The organism is Microbacterium sp. CGR2 (genome assembly GCF_003626735.1).
In the GTDB taxonomy this organism is placed as follows: Bacteria; Actinomycetota; Actinomycetes; order Actinomycetales; family Microbacteriaceae; genus Microbacterium.
On record NZ_RBHX01000001.1, the window covers coordinates 3534575 to 3554817 of the forward strand.

General features: G+C 67.2%; 16 protein-coding genes. 2 read left to right on the forward strand and 14 right to left on the reverse strand.

Going from position 1 to position 20243, the window contains the following annotated elements; translation table 11 throughout:
* Positions 1–51 precede the first annotated feature (51 nt).
* Entirely contained in the window at positions 52–1947 is a 1896-nt protein-coding gene (locus D7252_RS17720; RefSeq protein WP_120777053.1) for an FAD-dependent monooxygenase, read from the forward strand.
* A gap of 73 nt (positions 1948–2020) precedes the next feature.
* Here D7252_RS17720 and D7252_RS17725 read toward each other — a convergent pair whose 3' ends face one another.
* From D7252_RS17725 to D7252_RS17765, 9 genes are all read right to left on the reverse strand, one after another.
* On the reverse strand, positions 2021–2992 hold the full coding sequence (locus D7252_RS17725; protein WP_120776587.1) for a Gfo/Idh/MocA family protein: 972 nt from the start codon (positions 2990–2992) through the stop codon (positions 2021–2023).
* Positions 2985–4424, reverse strand: a complete 1440-nt coding sequence (locus D7252_RS17730) for an MFS transporter (protein WP_120776588.1) — start codon at positions 4422–4424, stop codon at positions 2985–2987. Before D7252_RS17730 ends, D7252_RS17725 begins: the two co-directional genes overlap by 8 nt.
* Positions 4425–4604: 180 nt before the next feature.
* On the reverse strand, positions 4605–5642 hold the full coding sequence (locus D7252_RS17735) for a LacI family DNA-binding transcriptional regulator (protein ID WP_183055343.1): 1038 nt from the start codon (positions 5640–5642) through the stop codon (positions 4605–4607).
* Positions 5643–5665: 23 nt separating this feature from the next.
* Positions 5666–6181 carry a gluconokinase gene (locus D7252_RS17740; protein ID WP_259461137.1) on the reverse strand — a complete coding sequence of 172 codons (516 nt, stop codon included), beginning with the start codon at positions 6179–6181 and terminating at the stop codon, positions 5666–5668.
* Entirely contained in the window at positions 6178–7416 is a 1239-nt protein-coding gene (gene manD / locus D7252_RS17745) for a D-mannonate dehydratase ManD (protein WP_120776590.1), read from the reverse strand. The genes D7252_RS17740 and manD overlap by 4 nt, the downstream gene beginning before the upstream one ends.
* A 10-nt stretch (positions 7417–7426) precedes the next feature.
* Positions 7427–9241 carry a beta-glucuronidase gene (gene uidA / locus D7252_RS17750; protein ID WP_120776591.1) on the reverse strand — a complete coding sequence of 605 codons (1815 nt, stop codon included), beginning with the start codon at positions 9239–9241 and terminating at the stop codon, positions 7427–7429.
* An 84-nt stretch (positions 9242–9325) separates the two neighbouring features.
* Entirely contained in the window at positions 9326–10156 is an 831-nt protein-coding gene (locus tag D7252_RS17755) for an SDR family NAD(P)-dependent oxidoreductase (RefSeq protein WP_259461138.1), read from the reverse strand.
* 24 nt (positions 10157–10180) lie between these two features.
* A complete protein-coding gene (locus D7252_RS17760) occupies positions 10181–11539 on the reverse strand; it encodes an MFS transporter (protein ID WP_120776592.1) in 1359 nt (452 codons plus the stop codon).
* 28 nt (positions 11540–11567) lie between these two features.
* Positions 11568–12812 (reverse strand): family 1 glycosylhydrolase, encoded by a 1245-nt coding sequence (locus D7252_RS17765; RefSeq protein WP_120776593.1) that lies wholly within the window; start codon positions 12810–12812, stop codon positions 11568–11570.
* A 99-nt stretch (positions 12813–12911) separates the two neighbouring features.
* Between D7252_RS17765 and D7252_RS17770 the strand changes: the two genes are divergently transcribed.
* Positions 12912–13526, forward strand: coding sequence for a TetR/AcrR family transcriptional regulator (locus tag D7252_RS17770; RefSeq protein WP_120776594.1), 615 nt, complete (start codon positions 12912–12914; stop codon positions 13524–13526).
* Here D7252_RS17770 and D7252_RS17775 read toward each other — a convergent pair whose 3' ends face one another.
* The 5 genes from D7252_RS17775 to D7252_RS17795 are packed head-to-tail and all read right to left on the reverse strand — an operon-like array spanning position 13527 to position 20181.
* Complete coding sequence (locus D7252_RS17775) at positions 13527–14993, reverse strand: glycoside hydrolase family 43 protein (RefSeq protein ID WP_120776595.1); 1467 nt, start codon at positions 14991–14993, stop codon at positions 13527–13529.
* Positions 14990–15814 carry an ATP-binding cassette domain-containing protein gene (locus tag D7252_RS17780; protein ID WP_120776596.1) on the reverse strand — a complete coding sequence of 275 codons (825 nt, stop codon included), beginning with the start codon at positions 15812–15814 and terminating at the stop codon, positions 14990–14992. Before D7252_RS17780 ends, D7252_RS17775 begins: the two co-directional genes overlap by 4 nt.
* On the reverse strand, positions 15811–17634 hold the full coding sequence (locus D7252_RS17785) for a dipeptide/oligopeptide/nickel ABC transporter permease/ATP-binding protein (protein ID WP_120776597.1): 1824 nt from the start codon (positions 17632–17634) through the stop codon (positions 15811–15813). Before D7252_RS17785 ends, D7252_RS17780 begins: the two co-directional genes overlap by 4 nt.
* The gene (locus D7252_RS17790) at positions 17631–18572 is read right to left on the reverse strand and encodes an ABC transporter permease (protein WP_120776598.1); all 942 of its coding nucleotides are present in this window, start codon (positions 18570–18572) and stop codon (positions 17631–17633) included. Before D7252_RS17790 ends, D7252_RS17785 begins: the two co-directional genes overlap by 4 nt.
* A gap of 55 nt (positions 18573–18627) precedes the next feature.
* A complete protein-coding gene (locus tag D7252_RS17795) occupies positions 18628–20181 on the reverse strand; it encodes an ABC transporter substrate-binding protein (RefSeq protein ID WP_120776599.1) in 1554 nt (517 codons plus the stop codon).
* Positions 20182–20243 lie beyond the last annotated feature (62 nt).

The following is a 20243-nucleotide window of genomic DNA, read 5'->3' on the forward strand; positions in this document are numbered from 1 at the left end:
CACGACGCACCCATGACCGACGCGGCCGCAGCCGCTGGAGAGGAACTCGACATGCAGATCCATGTTCGCGGATACGAGGCCGGCGACCCGAGAGTGAAGTCTCCTGCGGGATACGGCATCGATCGACCGAAGGACATCCCCGATGAAATGGACGTCCTCATCGTCGGCACCGGGCCGGCCGCCGCCGTCATGACGGCCCAGCTGTCGAGGTTCCCCGCCGTGAATGTGCGAGTCATCGAACAGCGCCCGGGTCCCCTCGAGGTCGGGCAGGCCGACGGCATCCAAGCGAGGTCCGTTGAAACCTTCCAGGCGTTCGGTTTCGCCGGCGAGATCACCGACGAGGCATATCGAAATGTCGAGACGTGTTTCTGGCAGCCCGACCCTGACCGCCCCTCCCGCATCATCCGCACTGGCCGTAGACCCGACGACGCGGACGGACTCAGCGAGTTCCCGCATCTCTATGTGAATCAATCCCGCGTCCTGAGCTACTTCCTCCGCGATGCCGAGCGCGCACCGGGTCGAGTGGTCCCCGACTACGGCATCGAGTTCGTCGATTGCACGATCGACGACCACGCCACGCACCCGGTCCAGGCACGCGTGCGCTACACGGCCGGTCCGCGTGCCGGGACCGAGCGGACGCTGAGGTGTCGCTATCTGGTCGGCGGGGACGGCGCACGCAGCAGTGTCCGAACCGCCCTGGGGTACCGTCTCGTCGGCGAGTCGGCGATGCATGCGTGGGGCGTCATGGATGTCCTCGTGAACACTGACTTTCCGGACATCCAGCTGAAGTGCTCGATCCGCTCGCAGAACCATGGCAACATCCTGATCATCCCGAGGGAGGGAGGATATTTGGTGCGTTTCTACGTCGATCTCGGCGACGTGGATCCGACCGACTCGGCCGCCGTGCGGTCGATGCCGCTCGAGCAGATCATCGCGAAGGCGAATCGCATCCTCTCGCCCTACACGCTGGATGTGAAGGCGGTGACGTGGTGGTCGGTCTACGAGGTCGCGCACAGGATCGCCGAGGCGTTCGACGATGTCGGGTCTCGTGGTGCTCGGGATCCCCGGGCGTTCATCATGGGTGACGCGTGCCACACCCATTCCGCCAGCGCGGGTCAGGGAATGAACGTGTCGCTGCAGGACGGTTTCAATCTGGCATGGAAGCTGGCCGCTGTGGTCGAGGGTCGCGCCCCTGCGGCGCTGCTGGCGACCTACGCCGCAGAGCGCACGCAGGTGGCCCGTGATCTCATCGACTTCGACCGCACCTGGGCGAGCATCGTGGGACGCCCGCGCGCATCCGAGGCCGACCCCGCCGAACTCGAGCGATATTACGTCTCGAACCTCGAGTTCACCGCGGGCTTCCGCACACAGTACGACGAATCGATCATCACCCTGGGCTCTGAGCATCAGCATCTCGCTCAGGGTTTCCCGACCGGTCGACGTTTCAAATCCGCGGAGGTGATTCGACGCGCCGACAATCGGTGGCTGCACCTCGGACACCTCCACGAAGCCGACGGCCGCTGGCGGATCTACGTGTTCGCCGACGCGAACGCACCCACGACGCACGGCACACCGACGGCCGACTTCGCGCTGTGGTGGTCCACGGACGCCGAATCGCCCCGGGTTGTCTACACCCCGCACGGGGCCGATGACGACGCGGTCTTCGACACGAAGGTCGTGTACCAACAGGACTACACCGAGTTCGACCCCGCCGATGTGCCCTCAGCGTTCAAGCCAATGAAGCTCCCGCTCGGACTCGCCGACATCAACCAGGTGTTCGCGTCCGGCCACGGTCGCGACATCTTTCGTGAGCGAGGCATCTCACGAGAAGGTGCGATCGTCATCGTGCGCCCCGATCAGTACGTCGCGGCCGTGCTCCCCCTCGATGCCCGAGGCACTCTGGTCGACTTCTTTCGCGGGAACATGACCGCTCTCGTTGGTGGATAGCTAATCGCGACAAAGATCGCGTTCTGGATCTCCGAGGGTTTCTTTCTCGGTAGTGGGGCGCTCGGAGCCGCGCTCAAGGCGAGGAGTCGGTGATGTCGGAGAGGATGCGATCGAGTGTACGGGTGACCGAGACCGTCGTGGCCGTGTCGTGCCATGGGTGCTCTCGCAGACCGGCGTCGATCGCCACGGATACCGCCTCGAGCATCGGACCGTAGCCGTTGCCGACTCGCGGATGCCGCACCGACTCGGGCGAGCGGAAGATGCGCTCGGCGGTTCCGGCGTGGACACGGGCGTCACTGCCGGCCCAGAACATCGGATCCAGCGTGATCCACCCGCGTTCGCCACTCACCGCGGCTGAGAGTTCAAGGAACTCCACACCCGACCAGGCTAGCTGGGCGAATGCCCCGTCGGAGTGCTCCAGGGTGGCGTGCCCTGAGAGGTCGACGCCCTCAGAGACGACGCCCCGTGTCTGCACGGCATCGGGCGCACCGAGGAACCAGTGCGCGAGCGTGACGGGGTAGATTCCGCGGTCGCGGAGGATGCTCCCGCCATCCTCCGGGCGCTCTCTGCCCGGACGCGGGAAGAAGGGGGTCCCGAAGCTCGCCCGCACACTGCGGATCGCGCCCAGCTCTCCCCCGGCGATGCGGTCGATCACCTCGACGTGCAGCGGGTTGAACCGCATCCACATCGCCTCCATCAGGAAGCGGTCTGCGGCCGCGGCCCGCGCGAAGAGCATCTCGGCGTCTGCCGCGGAGGTGGCGATGGGTTTCTCGACCAGGACATGTTTGCCGGCATCGATCGCCTCGAGCGCGATGCTCGTGTGCGTGTCGGCAGGAGTCGCGATGTAGACGACGTCGACGTCATCGCGGGCGAGCAGCGCCGCGCGATCCGCGGTCGAGAAGTGGATGCCGTGCCGCGACGCGAAGTCCGCCGCTCGATCGGGCGCGCGCCCCCAGACCGCCGTGATCTCACCGCCGGTCGCCGCCAGATCGGAGACGAGACGGTGCGAGATGTCACCCGTGCCGATGATGCCCCATCTAGGCATCCGATCGCGTCCGCTCCCTGATCGGTGCCACCGTCGCGGTCGCCAGTGCCACGAGCACGAGAGCCGCAGCCCAGACCAGCTGGTAGCCGCCCGTCACCGACACGACGACCGCGGCGAGCGCCGGCGCCAATGCTTGACCGAGGTTCATGGCGACGATGGCCAGCCCCAGGTCGCGCCCAGCACGCGCCGGATCGGGGAGGACGTCGATGAACATCGCGTTGTCGACGGGCAGGTAGATCCCGAAGGCGAGACCGGTGACGATGACCTGCGCGAATAGCGCCGGCAGGGTCGGCGACAGCAGCGGGATGGCCATCGACAGGGCCATGAGAATCGACGCGACGACGATGAACGGCTTGCGGCGGCCCACCCTGTCGGAGAGCCGACCCGAGACGGCCACGGCGAGGAGCGTGAACGGGATGCCCACGATTCCCAGGAGCGGCACGGTCGCAGACGCCTCGGCCGCGCTGAGCGCCGGGCTGATGTAGCTCTGCAACATGTACAGGGAGAGCACGGTCGAGGTGCTGTACCCGAAGAAGAAGAGAACGCGCGAGATCCACAGCCACCGGTAGTTGCGGGCCTTGATCGCGCTCGCATATCCGACGAGGAACGGCTTCCAGGCGAACCGCTCGCGTTCCATGTCGACCGAAGATTCGTCACGATTGCGCGTGACGAAGAGGACGGTCGCGATCGCGACCAGCAGGCCGAGGATCAGGTAGAAGTCCAGGCCGATCATCCCGAAGAGGGCACCCGCACCGATGCCGCCGAGAATCCCCCCGATGATCGCTCCCATGCTGGTCCACGACGTGACGCGGCCGCGCCGGTCTCGGGGCACCCGATCGGCGACCGTCGCCTGGAGGGGATTGCCCGCGACGTTCAGCGCGAGCTCGGCTGCCGACCAGAGCACGACGAGAACGACCAGGGACGGAGCGTAGCGGACCGCGACGAGCAAGACGGCTCCGATGAGTCCTGCGTAGAGGATCCACGGAGCGCGACGCCCAAGTCGAGAGCGGGTGCGGTCGGACATCACCCCAATCACGGGCTGCAGAACCATCACGATGATGGCGCTGGTCGTCGTCACGAGCGCCAGGCCGTTCGCACGAGCCGCCTCGAAGTCCGTGAGCAGGGCGAGCTGGCGGGTTTGATCTGCGGTCGGCATGACCTCGCCGGAGGCGACCGCCCGACCCAGTTCAGTGAGAGCCTGCAGATCGACGCCCGCGTCGGCACCGCTGAAGAACGAACCGAACTCGAGCATCTGGATCTGGTTCGGCATGAGGATGCCGCTCGTCGCCGTCCACACCGCCGTCACGGCCAGAGACAGCAGGAGGTACCAGCGGATGTAGCGCGACAGCTGCTTCTTTGCGTCGTAGTGCACAGCGACCATCGAGGTCCACCGCGCCTCCTCGCCGGCGGCCTGTGCGACCTGCTCGCTCATGAGCGGGCACCCATGGCGGCGGTTGCCCGAGGGCACGGGGCGAACAGCGCATTCGACATCGAAGACTCCAGACCGTCTCGCTGTTGAGACAGTTACATCAAAACAGATCTCAGACGATTCGGCAACCGATTGCCAGAAAAGGAAGAAGTCATCTCGGATGCTCGAAGCGAGAACCTGGCGTCAGCTACGAGCGACGGGCCCAGTGCTCCCGCGGACGACGAGCGTCGTCGCCAGCGGTTCGTCACTCACGGGCTCGGTGGCGTCACCCAGAGCCTCCAGCACCTTGCCGACGGCGCGCTCCCCCGCCAGCTGCAGCTGCGCCCGGACGGTCGTGAGCGCGGGGACGATGAGCTCACTGCCGAAGATGTCGTCGAACCCGGCGACGCTCAGGTCGTCCGGAATGCGGATGCCTGAAGCCGTGGAGGCCTGGATGAGGCCGATCGCCATCAGGTCGTTGAAGGCGATCACGGCACTCGTCCGCGCCGCCTGCACACGACGAAGCGCCTCGCGGCCGCCGTCGATCGTCGGACTGAGCGGTCCGATCTCGACGACCGCGATGCCGCGCGTCTCGGCGGCGTCGAGGAGGGCCTCCCAGCGACGCCGGCTGATCCACGACGTCTCGGGACCCGAGAGGTAGGCGATCGAGGTGTGTCCGAGATCGGCGAGATGGGCGACCAATTCGACGACCCCCTCCTCCACCTGAGGCAGGACTCCGACGATACCGTCGACGCGGCGGTTGATGAGGATCACGGGCTTGCGCTCCGCGAGGCGCGTGATCCGCTCGTCGCCCAGCCGGGTCGTCGCGAGGATCAGGCCGTCGACACTGGGCATCAACCGCGACACCGCTTCGGCCTCCGCCTCGCCCGACTCCTGGGACTCGGCGATCACGAGCGTGTATCCGGCGCTGGCGGCCGTGTGCTCGGCGCCGCGGACGATCCCGAAGATCACGGGGTTGGTGATGTCCGCCACCATCAGACCGATGGTGTGGCTCCTCCCGGTCGGCAGCGCCCGGGCCATCGGGTTGAACTGGAAGTCCAGAAGGTCAGCCGCAGCCCGGATCCGCTCTTCGGTCTTCTTGCTGATCCGACCCGGCTTGCTCAGCGCGCGCGACACCGTCGACGGGTTCACCCCTGCAAGCTCCGCGATGTCGTAGATGGTGGCGGCACCGTTGCGCCGCCGGATGCGCTCTGCGATATCGCCGGGCACTTCGTCGTCCATGGATCCTCCCAGCTCCCAGCGTGTCATGCTCGGGGCGATTCGAGCCATTCGACGACGCTGTTGACGATCGCGTCGGGCGTCGAAGCGACGTCGACGGTCATGCCGCCCTCCCCCGCTTCGAGCGGCTCGAGCGTGTCGAGCTGCGAACGCAGGAGCGAAGGCGGCATGAAGTGGTCGGTGCGGCCCGCCGCACGCTCGGCGAGCAGGAGGTCGCTGCCGTGCAGGTGCACGAAGACGACATGCGCGGCCCGCTCGCGGATCCGGTCGCGGTAGCGACGCCGAAGAGCGGAGCAGGCGATCACCGCGCCGGATGCCGACCGCGCGGCGAGTTCCCTCCCGACGAGGTCGAGCCACGGCATCCGGTCCTCATCCGTGAGCGGCGTACCGGCGCTCATCTTCGCCCTGTTCGCGGCCGGGTGGAGGTCGTCAGCGTCGAGGAAGTCCGTGCCGAGTCGCTCTGCGAGCAGACTCGCCACGGTGGACTTGCCCGCGGCAGAGACCCCCATCACCACCACGAGAGGGCGCATCGGTCCGCTCACCAGTCGTGCACTGTCCCGTCGAGCAGGCGGTTGTACGGCAGGTACGCCTGCTCGTACGGGTACTTGCCCGCCTCGTCGACATCGAGTTCGACACCGAGCCCCGGCTTGTCGCCTGGGTGCAGATATCCGTCGGTCCACGTGAACGACTGCTGGAACACCTGGTCGGTGCGCGAGCCGTGCTGCATGTACTCCTGGATGCCGAAGTTGTGGATCGCGAGTCCCAGGTGCATCGCCGCCGCCATGCCCACCGGCGAGATGTCGGTCGGCCCGTGCATGCCCGATTTGATCTGGTACATCGCCGCGTAGTCGAGAGTCTTCTTCAACGCGCTGATGCCGCCCATGTGCGTGACCGCTCCGCGGACGTAGTCGATGAGCTGGTCGCGGATGATGTCCTTGAAGTCCCAGACCGTGTTGAAGATCTCGCCGATCGCGAGCGGCGTGGTCGTGTGCTGCCGCACGAGCCGCAGCGCCTCCTGGTTCTCGGCCGGCGTGCAGTCCTCGAGCCAGAAGAGGTCGTACGGCTCGAGATCCTTGCCCAGTCGGGCGGCCTGGATCGGCGTCATCCGGTGATGACCGTCGTGCAGCAGCGGGATGTCGGGTCCGAACTCGTTGCGCACCGCCTCGAAGACCCCCGGCAGATGGTTCAGGTAGGCCCGGGTGTCCCAGTCCTCCTCGACAGGCTTCGCACCTCGGCGGGCGGGCTCGTGGTCGTATCGAGCCTCTCCGCCGCCGGTGTCCGCCGACTGCGAGGCGATGCCGTAGATGGCCTTGAGAGTGGGCACACCCGTCTGCACGCGGATCGCCCGGTATCCCTGCTCCTGGTGCGCGCGGATCGAGTCGAACAGCTCGGGCAGCTCCTTGCCGGACGCGTGCCCGTAGGCCATCAGCCCCTTGCGGCTGGCGCCGCCGAGCAGCTGGTACACCGGCAGACCGGCGACCTTGCCCTTGATGTCCCACAGAGCCATGTCGACTGCGGCGATGGCAGCCATGGTGACCGGTCCTCGGCGCCAGTACGCGCTGCGGTACAGGAACTGCCAGGTGTCCTCGATGCGCGACTCATCGGCGCCGATCAGCAGCGGAACGACGTGCTCGGTCAGGTAGGCGACGACCGCGAGCTCGCGCCCGTTCAGCGTCGCATCACCCAGTCCGGTCACGCCGTCGGCGGTCGTGATCTTGAGCGTCACGAAGTTGCGATCGGGACTCGTGACGATGACGTCGGCCCTGTCGATGGTCATGCTTCTCTCCTCATTGCGATGCGCGGTCGGTCAGGCGTCGTCGGCCGGGCTTGCGTCCGTCGAGTCCGCGCCAGCGCTGACGCAGAGCGAACGCCGCGGCCTTCGGGCGACGTTCACGGGTGAAGATGCCCTTGCGGTTTCCCCCGACCCGGTGCAGACCGTTCGTGGTCGCGAAGTCCGCGAAGTTCCAGATCTGCTCACCCACGAACTGCGGGAAGCGATCGAAGACCCGGTGGTACATCGCGAGCAGGTCGGTCTGGTACTCCTCGGTCCACACCTGATCCCACACCGAGTGCAGACCGGGCATCGTGTCGGCGCCGTACTCGAGCATCATGATTGGCTTGCCCGTGCGGTCGATCCACCCCTGGAGGTCTCCCTGCAGATACATCTCGGCCGTCGCGAGATCGCCGGCGTTGATGTACCAGCCGTAGTAGCGGTTGAGGCTCACGACGTCGAACAGATCGATGATCTGGTCGTTCTTGAACGTCGCGAACATCACCATCGAATAGGTGATCGGACGCGTCGGGTCGAGCTCTCTCACCAGGTCGACGAGCGGTTCGAAGTACTCGCGCGCGCCGTCTTCGTTCGATGCCGGCTCGTTCGCGATGCACCAGAGCACCACCGACGGGTGGTTCTTGTCCCGTCCGATGAGCTCGCGCAGGTGCTGCGCGTGAGCGGCCTGGGTCTCGGCGCCCGCGTACTGCTCCGAGAAGGTGGGGAAGGGCGGCGTGCCGCTGAGTCCGCCGACCACACCCATGTTGAGGCCTACGGCCGCGGTCTCGTCGATCACCAGGATGCCGTGCCGGTCGGCGAAGTCGAGCACGTTCTCGGCATACGGATAGTGCGAGGTGCGGAACGAATTCGCTCCCGTCCACTCCATCAGCTGGAAGTCGTGCACCATGTACGCATCGTCATGGCCCTTGCCGCGGACGAACGTGTCTTCGTGCTTGCCGAAGCCCGTGAAGTAGAACGGCTCTCCGTTCACGAGGAACTCCTCGCCTCGGACCTCGACGGTGCGCACGCCGACCGCGAGCGAATACGTGTCGAGCACGTCGTCGCCATCGACGGCATCCACAGTGAGGTCGTAGAGGTAGGCCGCACCCGGCTCCCACAGCACCACGTCAGCGATCTCGAGACGCCCCTCAGCTCCGGTCGCGGTGGCGACCACGCTGCCTGCGGCGTCCGCCAGGCTGACGCGGACGGCGGCGCCGCCGACGGTCTCGACCCGGTAGTCGACGAAGCCCGTCGACCCCTCGAACTCCGTCACCACGGTCACGTCATCGACATGCACCTGCGGCAGCGAGTACAGCGACACGGAGCGGGCGAGCCCCGCGTAGTTGTAGAAGTCGTGGAAGTAGGTCTGGGTCTTGCCTCCGGTCATCCCGATCTCGATCTTGCCCGGCGGGATGGTGACGTTCGTGAGATCGGGGCTGACGGCGACGGTGAGGCGGAAGGCGGAGCCCGGCTTCACCGCATCCGTGATGTCGATGTCGAACGGCGTGTAGCCGCCGACGTGGCCTCCGACGAGCAGATCGTCGACGTAGACCTTCGCGGTGTGGGTGGCGGCATCGAAGCGGAGCAGGATCCGCTCGCCCGTCCAGCCACGGGGTACCTGCACGGTGCGCTGGTAATAGACCCAGCCGACGTGGTCGCGGATCGCCGGGTCCGTGAAGAGGTCGTTGTAGCTCGCGGGGACCGCTGCCTCGAGCGGTGTGTCGAGGGTCGAGCGCCAGGGCTCCTCGGGGAGCCGGGAGTCGATGGCGAATCTCCAGACGCCGTCGAGGGTGACGAGGTCACGGGTCGCGGTGGCGATGGGCTTGAGCATCAATGGCCTTTCGTGCGCTTCGTTGCGGTGCGTCGTGCGTGATCAGTACAGCAGATTCCGAGAAGAATGGCAACCGATTGCCAGTCAGATGGTCTCACCCGCGTCTGCGAGCAGGGTGCTGCCCGTCATGACCATCGACAGGTCGCTCGCGCAGAAGAGCACCACGCGGGCGATGTCGTCAGGCGTGCCCTGTCGTCCGATCAGGCTCTGCGACATGGCCGCTGGCATCGTCGACGGATCCAGACCTGCCGCCGCCATCTGCTCCATGGCCGCGGCCGCCATCGCCATGTTGCCCTCGGTCGGGACGTAGCTCGGGGCGACGCCGAGGACGCGGATGCCCTGAGGAGCGAGCTCGAGTGCGAGCTGCGTCGTCAGCCCGCGCACGGCGTGCTTCGACGAGACGTATGCCGAGAGCCCGGGCGCGGTGCCCCTGAAGCCTGCGGTCGAGACGATGTTGACGATGACGCCGCCATCGGACATTCGCCGAGCCGCCTCCCTGGCACCGTTGCGCACACCTCGCGTGTTGACCGCGAAGACCTGCTCCCACGTCTCGTCACTCATCTCGAAAAGCGACTCACTGGGGAAGATCCCGGCGTTGTTCACCCAGATGCTCGGCTCGCCGACCTCGCCGGCCGCCGAATCCACGGCCGCCGTGACGGATGCCGAGTCCGTGACATCCATGCGCACGCCCACCGCCCGCGCACCGAATCGCTCGGCGATCGATGCTGCTGCATCGCGCGAACGCTGCTCGTCGAGATCGGCGATCACGATGCCGGCGCCGGCCTCGGCGAGACGATCGGCGATGGCCCGGCCCAGACCCTGCGCACCTCCGGTGACGAGGGCGGTGCGGCCGGACAGATCCATCAGCGACGAGAGGGGATCCGACGAGACATCGGGGAAGGGAAAGGTCATCATTGCTCCGTTTCGAAGGGTGGGCGCTCAGCGGACGCTGCGCACCGAGAGGGTGATGAGAAGGCCGCCCGCGAAGGCGAGCGCGGCGGCGAGAAGGTAGAGCGCGATGAAGTTCTCTGCACCGGCTCCGATCGCCAGTACCGCGCCGCCCAGGACCGGAGCGAAGACGCCGGGGATCTTCTGGGCGAAGAGCGCGATGGCCGTGTAGCGGCCCGCCTCGCGCTCTCGATCGGGGAGGACGTCGAGCAGCAGCGCCTGGCCGACGGCCGAGAAGGTGGCGATGCCGAGCGAGTTCAGCAGGGTGCCGACCATGAGCGTCGGCAGATCGTGGGCGAACGCCGAGACGCTGCATCCTGCCGCGAAAAGCGCAGCCCCCGCGAGGATGAACGGCTTGCGCCTGCCCACCCGATCGCTCAGCCACCCACCTCCGAGCGAACCGAGCATGGCGGTCACGATGCTCGATGCCGAGACGATCGCGAGCACTTCGGCCACATCGGGCACCCGCAGCTCCAGTCGCTGCGCCACGAAGAAGACGGGGAAGCTCGTCGTGAGAGTGAGCCCCGAGAAGAAGATGAAGCGGCCGAGCCAGTTCCAGGCGAAGTCGGGCGCCGTGCGCGGGTTGAACCCGTAGCTGCGCACCAGCCCCCCGAGCGTGAGCCGGCGCTCGAACACCATGCCGCGGCTGTCGCGATCAGGCACGACCACGAGGAACACGACCACCAGCACGGCACCGATCACCGCGGGGAGGGCGAACACGACGAGCACGTCGTCGCGGAAGAGGCCGACCAGGATGATGCCCACGACCGGCGCGACCTGCATCGTGACTCCGGTGAGGCCGGACACCCGCCCCCGCTGTCGCGGCGGCAGGCGATCGGCCTGCCAGTTTCCGAGCGAGGCCGCGGTCGTGCCCCATCCGATCGTCGAAAGCGACCATCCCACCGTGAGAGCGGTGAGGTCCGGGGCGAACGCCATGACCGGCACCGATGCGCCACCGATCAGCAGACCGAGCACCGTGAACGGGCGGCGGCGCCCCCAGCGACTCCGCAGACGATCGCTGAGGATGCCGGTGAGCGGCGCGAGCACGAGCGTGGCCGCCGAGCCGACGGCCAGCACCAGACCGAGCGCATCGGTGCGACCGGGAGCGAGCTGGTCGAGCCGCACCGCGAGCGAGTACGCCATCGGCACGATCATCGCCATGCCGGCGCCGAACGTCGCTGCGATCAGCAGCACGAGGGACCAGACCGGGACATCGCCCGCCGTGTTTCCGCCGGATGGTTCCGACGGATTCACGGCCGGCGGCTGCGGGAGCGCGAGGTTGCCCTCAGGAACGCGCCCCGCAGCCTCCGCAGAGCTCTCGCCCTGGGGATCGTCGACGTCGACGGTCATCTGCTCGGCCTCTGGGTACGAGAGCCGGTCAGGCCAGACCGTTGCGCTTCGACACCTTACCGAGCCAGCCGAGGCTGGGCTTCGGCGTGCGCACGAACGTCTCGCGGTCGACGGCGATCAGCCCGAAGGTGGGCGCCCAGTGGCCCCACTCGAAGTTGTCGAGCAGCGTCCAGTGCAGGTAGCCGCGCACGTCGATGCCCTCCTCGATCGTGTCGGCGAGACCGCGCAATGCCGCATCCGTGTATCGGATCCGCTGGGTGTCGTCAGCCGTGGCGATGCCGTTCTCGGTGACGATCACGGTCACCCCCTCCGACACCTCCCACGCGTGACGAACGGCCATGGCGAGCGAGTCGGGGCGGAACGCGGTGCCGACCAGCGTGTTGTCGGGGTGCGGCGGGTGCGGAATGAGTCCGTTCGCGTCCACCTCCTGGCTCGAGTACGCCTGCACGCCGACGAAGTCGTCGCCGCGTGCGCCCTCCCAGTAGACGTCTTCCTTGCCGTAGCGGATCTGCTTCAGCTTCTCCTCACCGCCGGGCGCCGCGGTGAGCGCCCCCGCAGCGATCGTCCAGCCGACCTTGGCGTTCGTGCGAGCACGCACGATCTCGCGGGCGGCGTGGTGGATGTCGACGAACGCACGGCCGATCTCAGGGTCGGCGTCCTGAAGGAAAGCGCCGTGCTGCTTCTTCTCGAGGCTCTTCTCCTCGCCGCCGTCGCGCTCGGTGTCGGCCTCGACCGTCGGGCTCTGCCACTGACCGCCCTGCGTCTCGGCCATGCGGAGCATCGCCGTCATGATGGCCGCCTGCATGTTCGGCTCGTTCATGGTCGCGACCCACTCGACCCCGTCGAGGATCGTCGTGGCCTCGGTCACGAAGCTGAGGAAGCGCTCTTTGGCCTTCGGCGACGTCCAGCCGCCGTCGTTCGCGAACCAGCGCGGCGTCGTGAAGTGCTGCAGAGTGACGAAGGGAACCACTCCTCGCGAGAAGCAGTGCTCGATCACACGGCGGTAGTGGGCGAGGGACGCCCGCGAGAACTGACCTTCGATCGGCTCGATTCGCGACCACTCGAGGCTGAATCGGTAGGTCGTCAGCCCCGCGTCGGCGAGAAGATCGATGTCTTCGCGGAAGCGGTGGTAGCTGTCGACGGCGTCGCCCGACGGCTCCATGCCGGGCATGGTGAGCTCGCGCTCCCACCAGTCGCTGTTGACGTTGTTGCCTTCGATCTGGTGTCCGGCGGTGGCGGCACCCCAGAGGAAGCCGGTGGGGAAGTTCGTCATTGAGGGATCCTCTCGATCGGAGCAACCGTGACAACCGATTGCCATGCCCAAGGTATCATAAAATTAGAAAGCGCTCACTAATTTCACCGGGGAGGTGCGATGGCCCAGTACGCCAAGACTGCGGGGGTCCGCCGCGGAATCCTCGAAGCGTGTCTGACGATCTTCGGCGAATCGGGGTTCCACGGCGCATCGATGGCCGAGATCGCTCGCCGCGCCGGCATCAGTCACACGGGCTTGCTGCACCACTTCCCCCGCAAGGAGGACCTCCTGATGGCGGTGCTCGCGATGCAGGACGAACACAGCGCCGACTACCTCGCTCGCAATTCCACCCTCGACCCTGACGCCGACCCGCTGGACATCCTGCGGGGCATGGCGAGCACCCTCATCGAGCGCGAGCAGCGCATCGGTCTCATGGAATTGAGCGCCGTGCTGACGGGCGAGGCGACGGCGCCCGGCCACCCCGCGCACGACTACTTCGCGACGCGGTATCGCAACATCCGCTCGTTCATGACCCGCCTGTTCACCCGTCTCGATGATGCGGGCCGCCTGTCGACGGATCTCCCCGCCGCCCAGCTCGCCGCTCTCATGATCGCCGTGACGGACGGACTCCGCACCGAGTGGCTGTTCGACCGGACCGCCATCGACGTGGACGCGTGCGTGACCGGGCTGATGGCCGCGTTCATCCCCGAGCTCAAGGTGCCCGCCCAGGAGTGATCAGCCCTGGGCGCCGGTCGACTCGTACTCGAACCGGCGGACCACGACGTCGTCTGCCAGAGCCTCGACCCCGATGACTCGTCCGGTGAATCCGCCGGCGACCTCGGTCGACAGGTAGCGCCCGTCCACGGCAGCGAGCTCGAGGAACTCCGCCCCGGTGACGACACCCACACGCAGCACGTCGGGTCCTCGGCGCGCACCGCGTTCGGCCTCGAACTCCGTGGCCCTGATCTCGAGCACAGCATCCGCAGGAGCATCCGCGTGCCTGACGATCTGGTCGAGCGGGCCGATCACGACCCGCGCACGTACCTCCGCCCCGACCCTCTCGATGAGCACCTGGTGGGCGTCATCGATGCGCACGGAGAACGCGACGTCGCCCGCCGCGTCTAGCCGCGCCGTCCAGAGTTCGTCCTCGGCGCGGACGGCGAGCAGCCGCTCGGCGGTCGGGGTCTGCAGATCTCGACCTCGGTCGAGGCGCAGGCCCTCGGCGCCCGTGTGCGTGAACGACGAGGGAGCTGCGCCCGGAGCGATCCAGCGCGGATGCAGTGCGGCATCCGTGAAGTCGTCGACGAACCCGGTGGACGGGGTGGGAACGTCGTAGCGAGACTCGTCGATGACGGGCCAGCCGTCCACCCAGTCCACCCCGGCGAGAAAGGTCTCGCGGCCGTTCGTGTGCCAGCGGGGGAACGTTCCCCGGGGCCTCGTCGCGAGAAACACGAGCGCCCACGATCCGTCGGCGAGTTCGACGAGGTCGGAATGCCCGGTCGACTGCACCGCCGCGCTCGTGCTGCGGTGGGTGAGGATCGGATTCGTCGGTGCAGGCTCGAACGGGCCGTCGACATTCGCCGAACGAGCGATCGTGACCATGTGCCCAGGTCCGGTGCCGCCCTCGGCGACGAGCAGGTACCACCACTCCCCTCGGCGGACCAAGTGCGGCCCCTCGGCATGCGCTCCGCCGGTTCCCGCCCACAGCGAGCGCGGCTCCGAGAGCACGTCGCCGGTCAGCGGATCGACGGCGGCCTGCGAGATGCCACCGCGCATCACGTCACTCCAGGTGACCAGGCAGGTGCCTTCGTCGTCCCAGGCGATGTCGGGGTCGATGCCGATGAGCCCTGCCACATACACGGGTTCGCTCCACGGACCGGCGGGGTTCTCCGCGTGCACGAGGATGTGGCCCCGTGCGACTTCGTGGATGTTCGTCGTGATCATCCAGAACCGACCGTCGTGATGACGCAGCGTCGGCGCGTAGATCCCGCCGCTCGCCCCACCGAGGCCGGTGCGCACGTCGAGATGCTCTGGGCGCTCGAGGATGTTGCCGATCTGGGTCCACGACAGCAGGTCACGGGAGCGGAAGATCGGCACACCCGGCGAGTACTCGAAGCTCGAGTTCGCGAGGTAGTAGTCCTCACCCACGCGGCAGATCGAGGGGTCGGGGTGGTAGCCGGGGATGATCGGATGCTGAGTCACGATGCCTCCATGATTCGTCGGCGCGCTTCGCGGCGTTCCCTCTGTCGGAGCGGATCCGCGACCGGCGCAGCCAGCAGGAGCTTCTGCGTGTAGGGGTGATCGGGGGTCGAGGTCACGTGCGCGGCCGACCCGGTCTCGACGAGGTCGCCGCGATAGAGCACCGCCACGCGGTGGCTGATGTGACGGACGACTGAGAGATCGTGCGACACGAAGAGGTACGCCACGCCGGTCGCCCGCTGGATCTCGACGAACAGGTCGAGCACGCGGGCCTGCGTCGAGAGGTCGAGCGCCGACACTGGCTCATCGCAGACGATCAGTCGCGGCTCGGGGGCGAGTGCCCGCGCGATGGCCACACGCTGGCGCTGGCCACCTGAGAACTCCCGGGGCAGACGCTCGACCGAGTCTGTCGGCAGGCCCACCTGATCGAGCAGCGTCTTGACGCGTGACCGTGCGTCCTTCGACGTCGCACCCTGGATGATCAGCGGCTCCGCGAGGATGTCGCCGATCGTCATCGACGGATTGAGCGAGGTGTACGGATCCTGGAACACGACCTGAATGTCTCTTGCGAGCCTGCGACGCTCGCCGGCGGAGACTCCTGCGATCGACGTCCCGTCGAAGCGGATGTCTCCTCCCGACGGGTTCACGAGTCCGAGCACGGCGCGTCCGATCGTCGTCTTCCCCGATCCGGACTCGCCGACGAGGCCCAGGGTCTCCCCCGGTGCGACAGTCAGCGAGACGCCGTGCAGGACCTCGACGGGCTTCGCACGCCATCCGCGCCCGGGAAAGGAGACGCGAAGCTCATCGACCTCGAGAAGACTCATCGCTGGTTCCCTTCTTCAGGAGTGCTGACGGGCGGATCCGTGCGGACCGTGCTCTCGTCGAGGATCGCACCGAGCAGCATCTTCGTGTAGTCGTGCGTCGGATGCGCGAAGACCTCGGTCGCGGTGCCGGATTCGACGATTACGCCGTTCTGCATCACGGCGATCCGGTCGCACAGGTCGGCGACGACGCCGAAGTTGTGCGTGACGAGGAGGATCGCCATGTCGAGCTCGGACTGCAGGTCGCGCAGCAGGTCGAGGATCTCCGCCTGCACCGTGACATCCAGCGCGGTCGTCGGCTCGTCGGCGATGAGCAGCTTGGGCCGACTCGCGACGGCTCCTGCGATGAGCACGCGTTGAGCCATGCCGCCCGAGATCTGGTGCGGATATGAGTCGAAGGTCCGCTTCGGGTCGGTGATTCCGACACGCTCCAGCAGCGCGAGCACGCGGGAGGATGCCTCGGCACGCGTCACACCGAGCGCCGAGCGCACGCCCTCGACCAGCTGGGCGCCCACCCGGTACGACGGGTCGAGGTTCGACATCGGCTCCTGCGGGATGTAGGCGATCTCCTTGCCTCGCAGCGGGCGCATCTGCGCGTCGGTGAGGCCGACGAGCTCGCGCCCGTCGAAGCGGATCGACCCTCGCGTGATGACCGCCTCGTTGGGCAGCACCCCGAGCGATGCGAACGCGGTCTGGGACTTGCCCGACCCCGATTCCCCGACGAGTCCGACGATCTGGCCGCGCGCGATCGACAGGTCGACGCCGCGCACCACCTCGTTCAGACCGCCGCTGGGGCGCGGATACGCGATCGCGAGGTCGTTGATCTCGAGCAGTCCTGATCTGGCAGCGGTCGCCTCTCCGGCACTGTCGAGCACGCGCTGGCCTCGTCCGACCTTGGCCGGCTTGGGCGTGGATCCCTCGAGGATGTCGCGCAGCGAGTTGCCGAGCAGCACCAGCGATGCCGTGATGACCCCGAGCAGGAGGCTCGGCCAGAGGAACTGCGTGGGAGCGATGTAGAGGTTGCGGAATCCCGACGAGATCATCGCGCCGAAGCTCGGGATCTGCAGCGATCCGACGCCCAGGAAGGCGAGTCCGGACTGCACGGCGATCGCGGAGCCGGCCATGAAGGCCGCGGCGATGATGATGGGTCCCCGCACGACGAACAGCACGTGACGCCCGAGGATGCGGAGGTTTCCGAGTCCGGAGACCCGCGCGGCATCGACGTAGAGTTCGTTCTTCACCCCGAGCACGAGGTTGCGCACGATGCGATAGATGCCCGGCGAGAGCAGCACGCCGAAGATCAGCATCGTGAAGCGGTAGTCGCCTCCCGTGACCGGCATCAGGATGATCAGCAGCAGGATGCCGGGGAAGGTCATGATGAGGTTGAACAACCACTCGGTCGTCGCTCGCGTCACGGTTCCGAAGTAGCCGCCGACGAGGCCGGCGACCACGCCCACCGCCAGGGCCACACCCGCACCGATCAGGGCCGAGATCGCCGCCGTGTTGATGGAGTGGAGCAGACGAGACAGGATGTCGCGCCCCGCCTCGTCGGCGCCGAGCAGATACCCGGGCGTGCCGACCGGCGCGTTGATCATCGCGAGGTCGGCGTCGTTCGGGCCATGCGGCGCGAGCCACGGGGTGAGCACCCCGAGCAGGAAGATCAGCGCGAGCAGGCCGAGCGTGCCGATCGCCTGCGGGTCGCGCACGATGCGACGCCAGGTCGATGTGCGGGCCTTCGCCGCGTTCTCGAGAGTGACGAGCAGCTCGGTGCTGGGCGTCGTCACGGTGCGGGTGTTCGTCGGGGGCAGGCGTTCGTCGCTCATCGGACTCTCGCTTTCGGGTTCAGCCAACCGTTGGCCAGGTCGGTGAGGAGGTTGACGACGGTCACGAGAAGCACGCCGAACGCGGTGATGCCCATGATCACGGGGATGTCCCCCTGCAGGGATGCGTTGAACGCGAAGCTGCCGTAGCCGGGGAGGGCGAAGACGTTCTCGATGATGAGTGCCCCGCCGAACATCTGGATGAACTCGAGCGACATCACCGTGAGCGCGGGGCTCGCCGCATTGCGCAGCGCGTGCTTGATGACGATCGAGGTCGTCGAGGATCCACGCGTCCGCAGCGTGCGGACGTAGTCGCGTCGGAGCTCGTCGATCATGCGCCCGCGCACCTGCGCCGCCATGTTCGCGACACCGCCGATGGTGAGCACGATCACAGGGATCGTGATACTGCGCACCCATGCCCCCGGATCCTCCGCGAACGGGGTGAACCCCGTCGCAGGGAGCCACTTGAGCTGCACGGCGAAGACGACCACGAGAACGATCGCCAGCAGCAGGCCGGGCACGATGTAGCCGATCAGCGAGATCCCCTGGGCGATGCGGTCAACGACCCCGCCGCGGGATGCTGCCCAGACGCCGAGCACGACGGAGATGATGACCGTCAGGATCAACGCGGGGACGATGATCGAGAGCGTGACCGCGAGTCGCTGCAGAACCGAGGGTCCGACCGGAAGCGAGGTGTAGACGGAGACTCCGAAGTCTCCCTGCACGGCATGGATCAGCCAGTCGAAGTACTGGACGATGACCGGACGGTCCCACCCCTTCTCGGCGATGAGGTCGTCGACCACATCCGGTGTCGCTGACGTGCCGAGGATGGCCTGGGCGACATCGTCGAACGACGTGCTGAGAAGGAGGAAGGTGATCAAGGTCACCAGGATCGCGAGCACGACGCCGGCGCCGAGTCTGCGGAGGATGTAGCTGAGCATCAAGGGGCTCCCGGTGTGTGGCGGGGGTGCGGCGAACCGCACCCCCGCCGGTCACTCACTCGGTGACGTCGAACTGGCGGATGGTGGAGAGCGTGTTGGCCTTGCCGACGTAGCTGATGCCGTCAGCCGTGGCCCAGGTCGCTCCGATGTAGGCGATGGGTGCGACCAGCGCTTCGTCCACCACGTACTCGTTCAGTTCCTTGTAGACAGGAAGCGCGTCGGCGAACTCCACGGTGTTGTTGATCTCGTCGAAGTACTCGTCGAGGGTCGGATCCGTGTAGCCGGTCGGGTTGCCGAATCCGGCCGCCCCGAAGGTGGTGGCGAGGTCGGCGGAATCCGAGTTGAATCCGAGGATCTGGTAGTACAGGCCGTAGTCACCCGACCGCGCGGCCGCCTGTGCCTGCTGCGGCGGCACCGTGACCCACTCGAGCGTGAGTCCGATGTCGGCGAACGCCTGGGTGAGGACGGGCTCGATGGTCGTCGAGAGGAAGGTGCTGGGGATCTGGAACGATTCGCCGGCGTACCCGGCCTCTTCGACGAGCTCCTTGCCCTTCTCGGGGTCGTACTCGTACTTGTCGTTCAGCTTCGCGTCGTAGATCTCGCCGAACGGGCTGACCAGCTGCGTGGTGGCGATGCCCACTCCGCTGAAGATCCCCTTGAGCACGCCCTCGCGGTCGATCGCCATGTTGATGGCCTGACGGACCTTCACGTCACCGAGAGCAGGGAACTTCTCGCCGGCGCGGTCGAGGATGTTGAGGTAGCCCACGGCCACCGCATCGTTCACCGTGATCGTGAACTTGTTCGCATCGAGCTGCGAGACCACCTGCGACTGCACGGTCGCTGCATTGAGCTCGCCTGCCTGCAGCGCGTTGAGAGAGGCGGTCGGGTCCTGCAGGACCTTCACTGTCAGCGTCTTGAACGGCACGTTCTCGGCATCCCAGTAGTCGTCCCGCTTGACCAGCACGTAGCTGCTGCCGGGGACGGTCTTCTCGACGTCGAGGGTGAACGGGCCCGAGCCGATCGGATCCGTGGCCGTGCGCTCCTCGTCCATGGTCGCCGGGTCGCCGATGGCGCCGGGCCCCTGGGCCAGGTTGTCGAGGAACTGCGGATCGAACGCCGAGAAGCTGATGACGACTGTCTTCTCATCTTCGGCCACGGCGTCGGTCATGGCCGCGAGGCGACTCTGCACCGCACCCGGGGTGGCCTTCGAGCGCAGCAGCGTGGCCGAGACGGCCTCAGCATCGACCAGATCTCCTGAGCTGAACGTCATGCCCTCGCGCAGCGTGAGGGTCAGCTGCGTGCCGTCTTCGTTGTACTCCCACTTCTCGGCGGCGCCGGGCAGCAGCTCACCGTTCTCGGGGTCTTTGCGAAGCAGCGTGTCGAGCACAGACGACCAGACGAACATCTGCTGCCCATCGACGAGCTGTGCCGGGTCGAGTGAGTTCGGAGCCGACACCGCCGCGAGGGCGAGGTCCTTCTCTTCGACGGCCGACGACGTGCCTTCGGGTTCGGGGTCGCTTCCGGCAGCGCAGCCGGTGGCGACGAGGGCGGTGACGAGCAGCGCAGCGGGCAATGCCACGCGGCGACGGTGCTTACGGGTATTCCACATTGTTCATGCTCCTTTGGATGAAACGGTTGATGCGCAACCGCTTGTCGACGCGGGTGACGCGA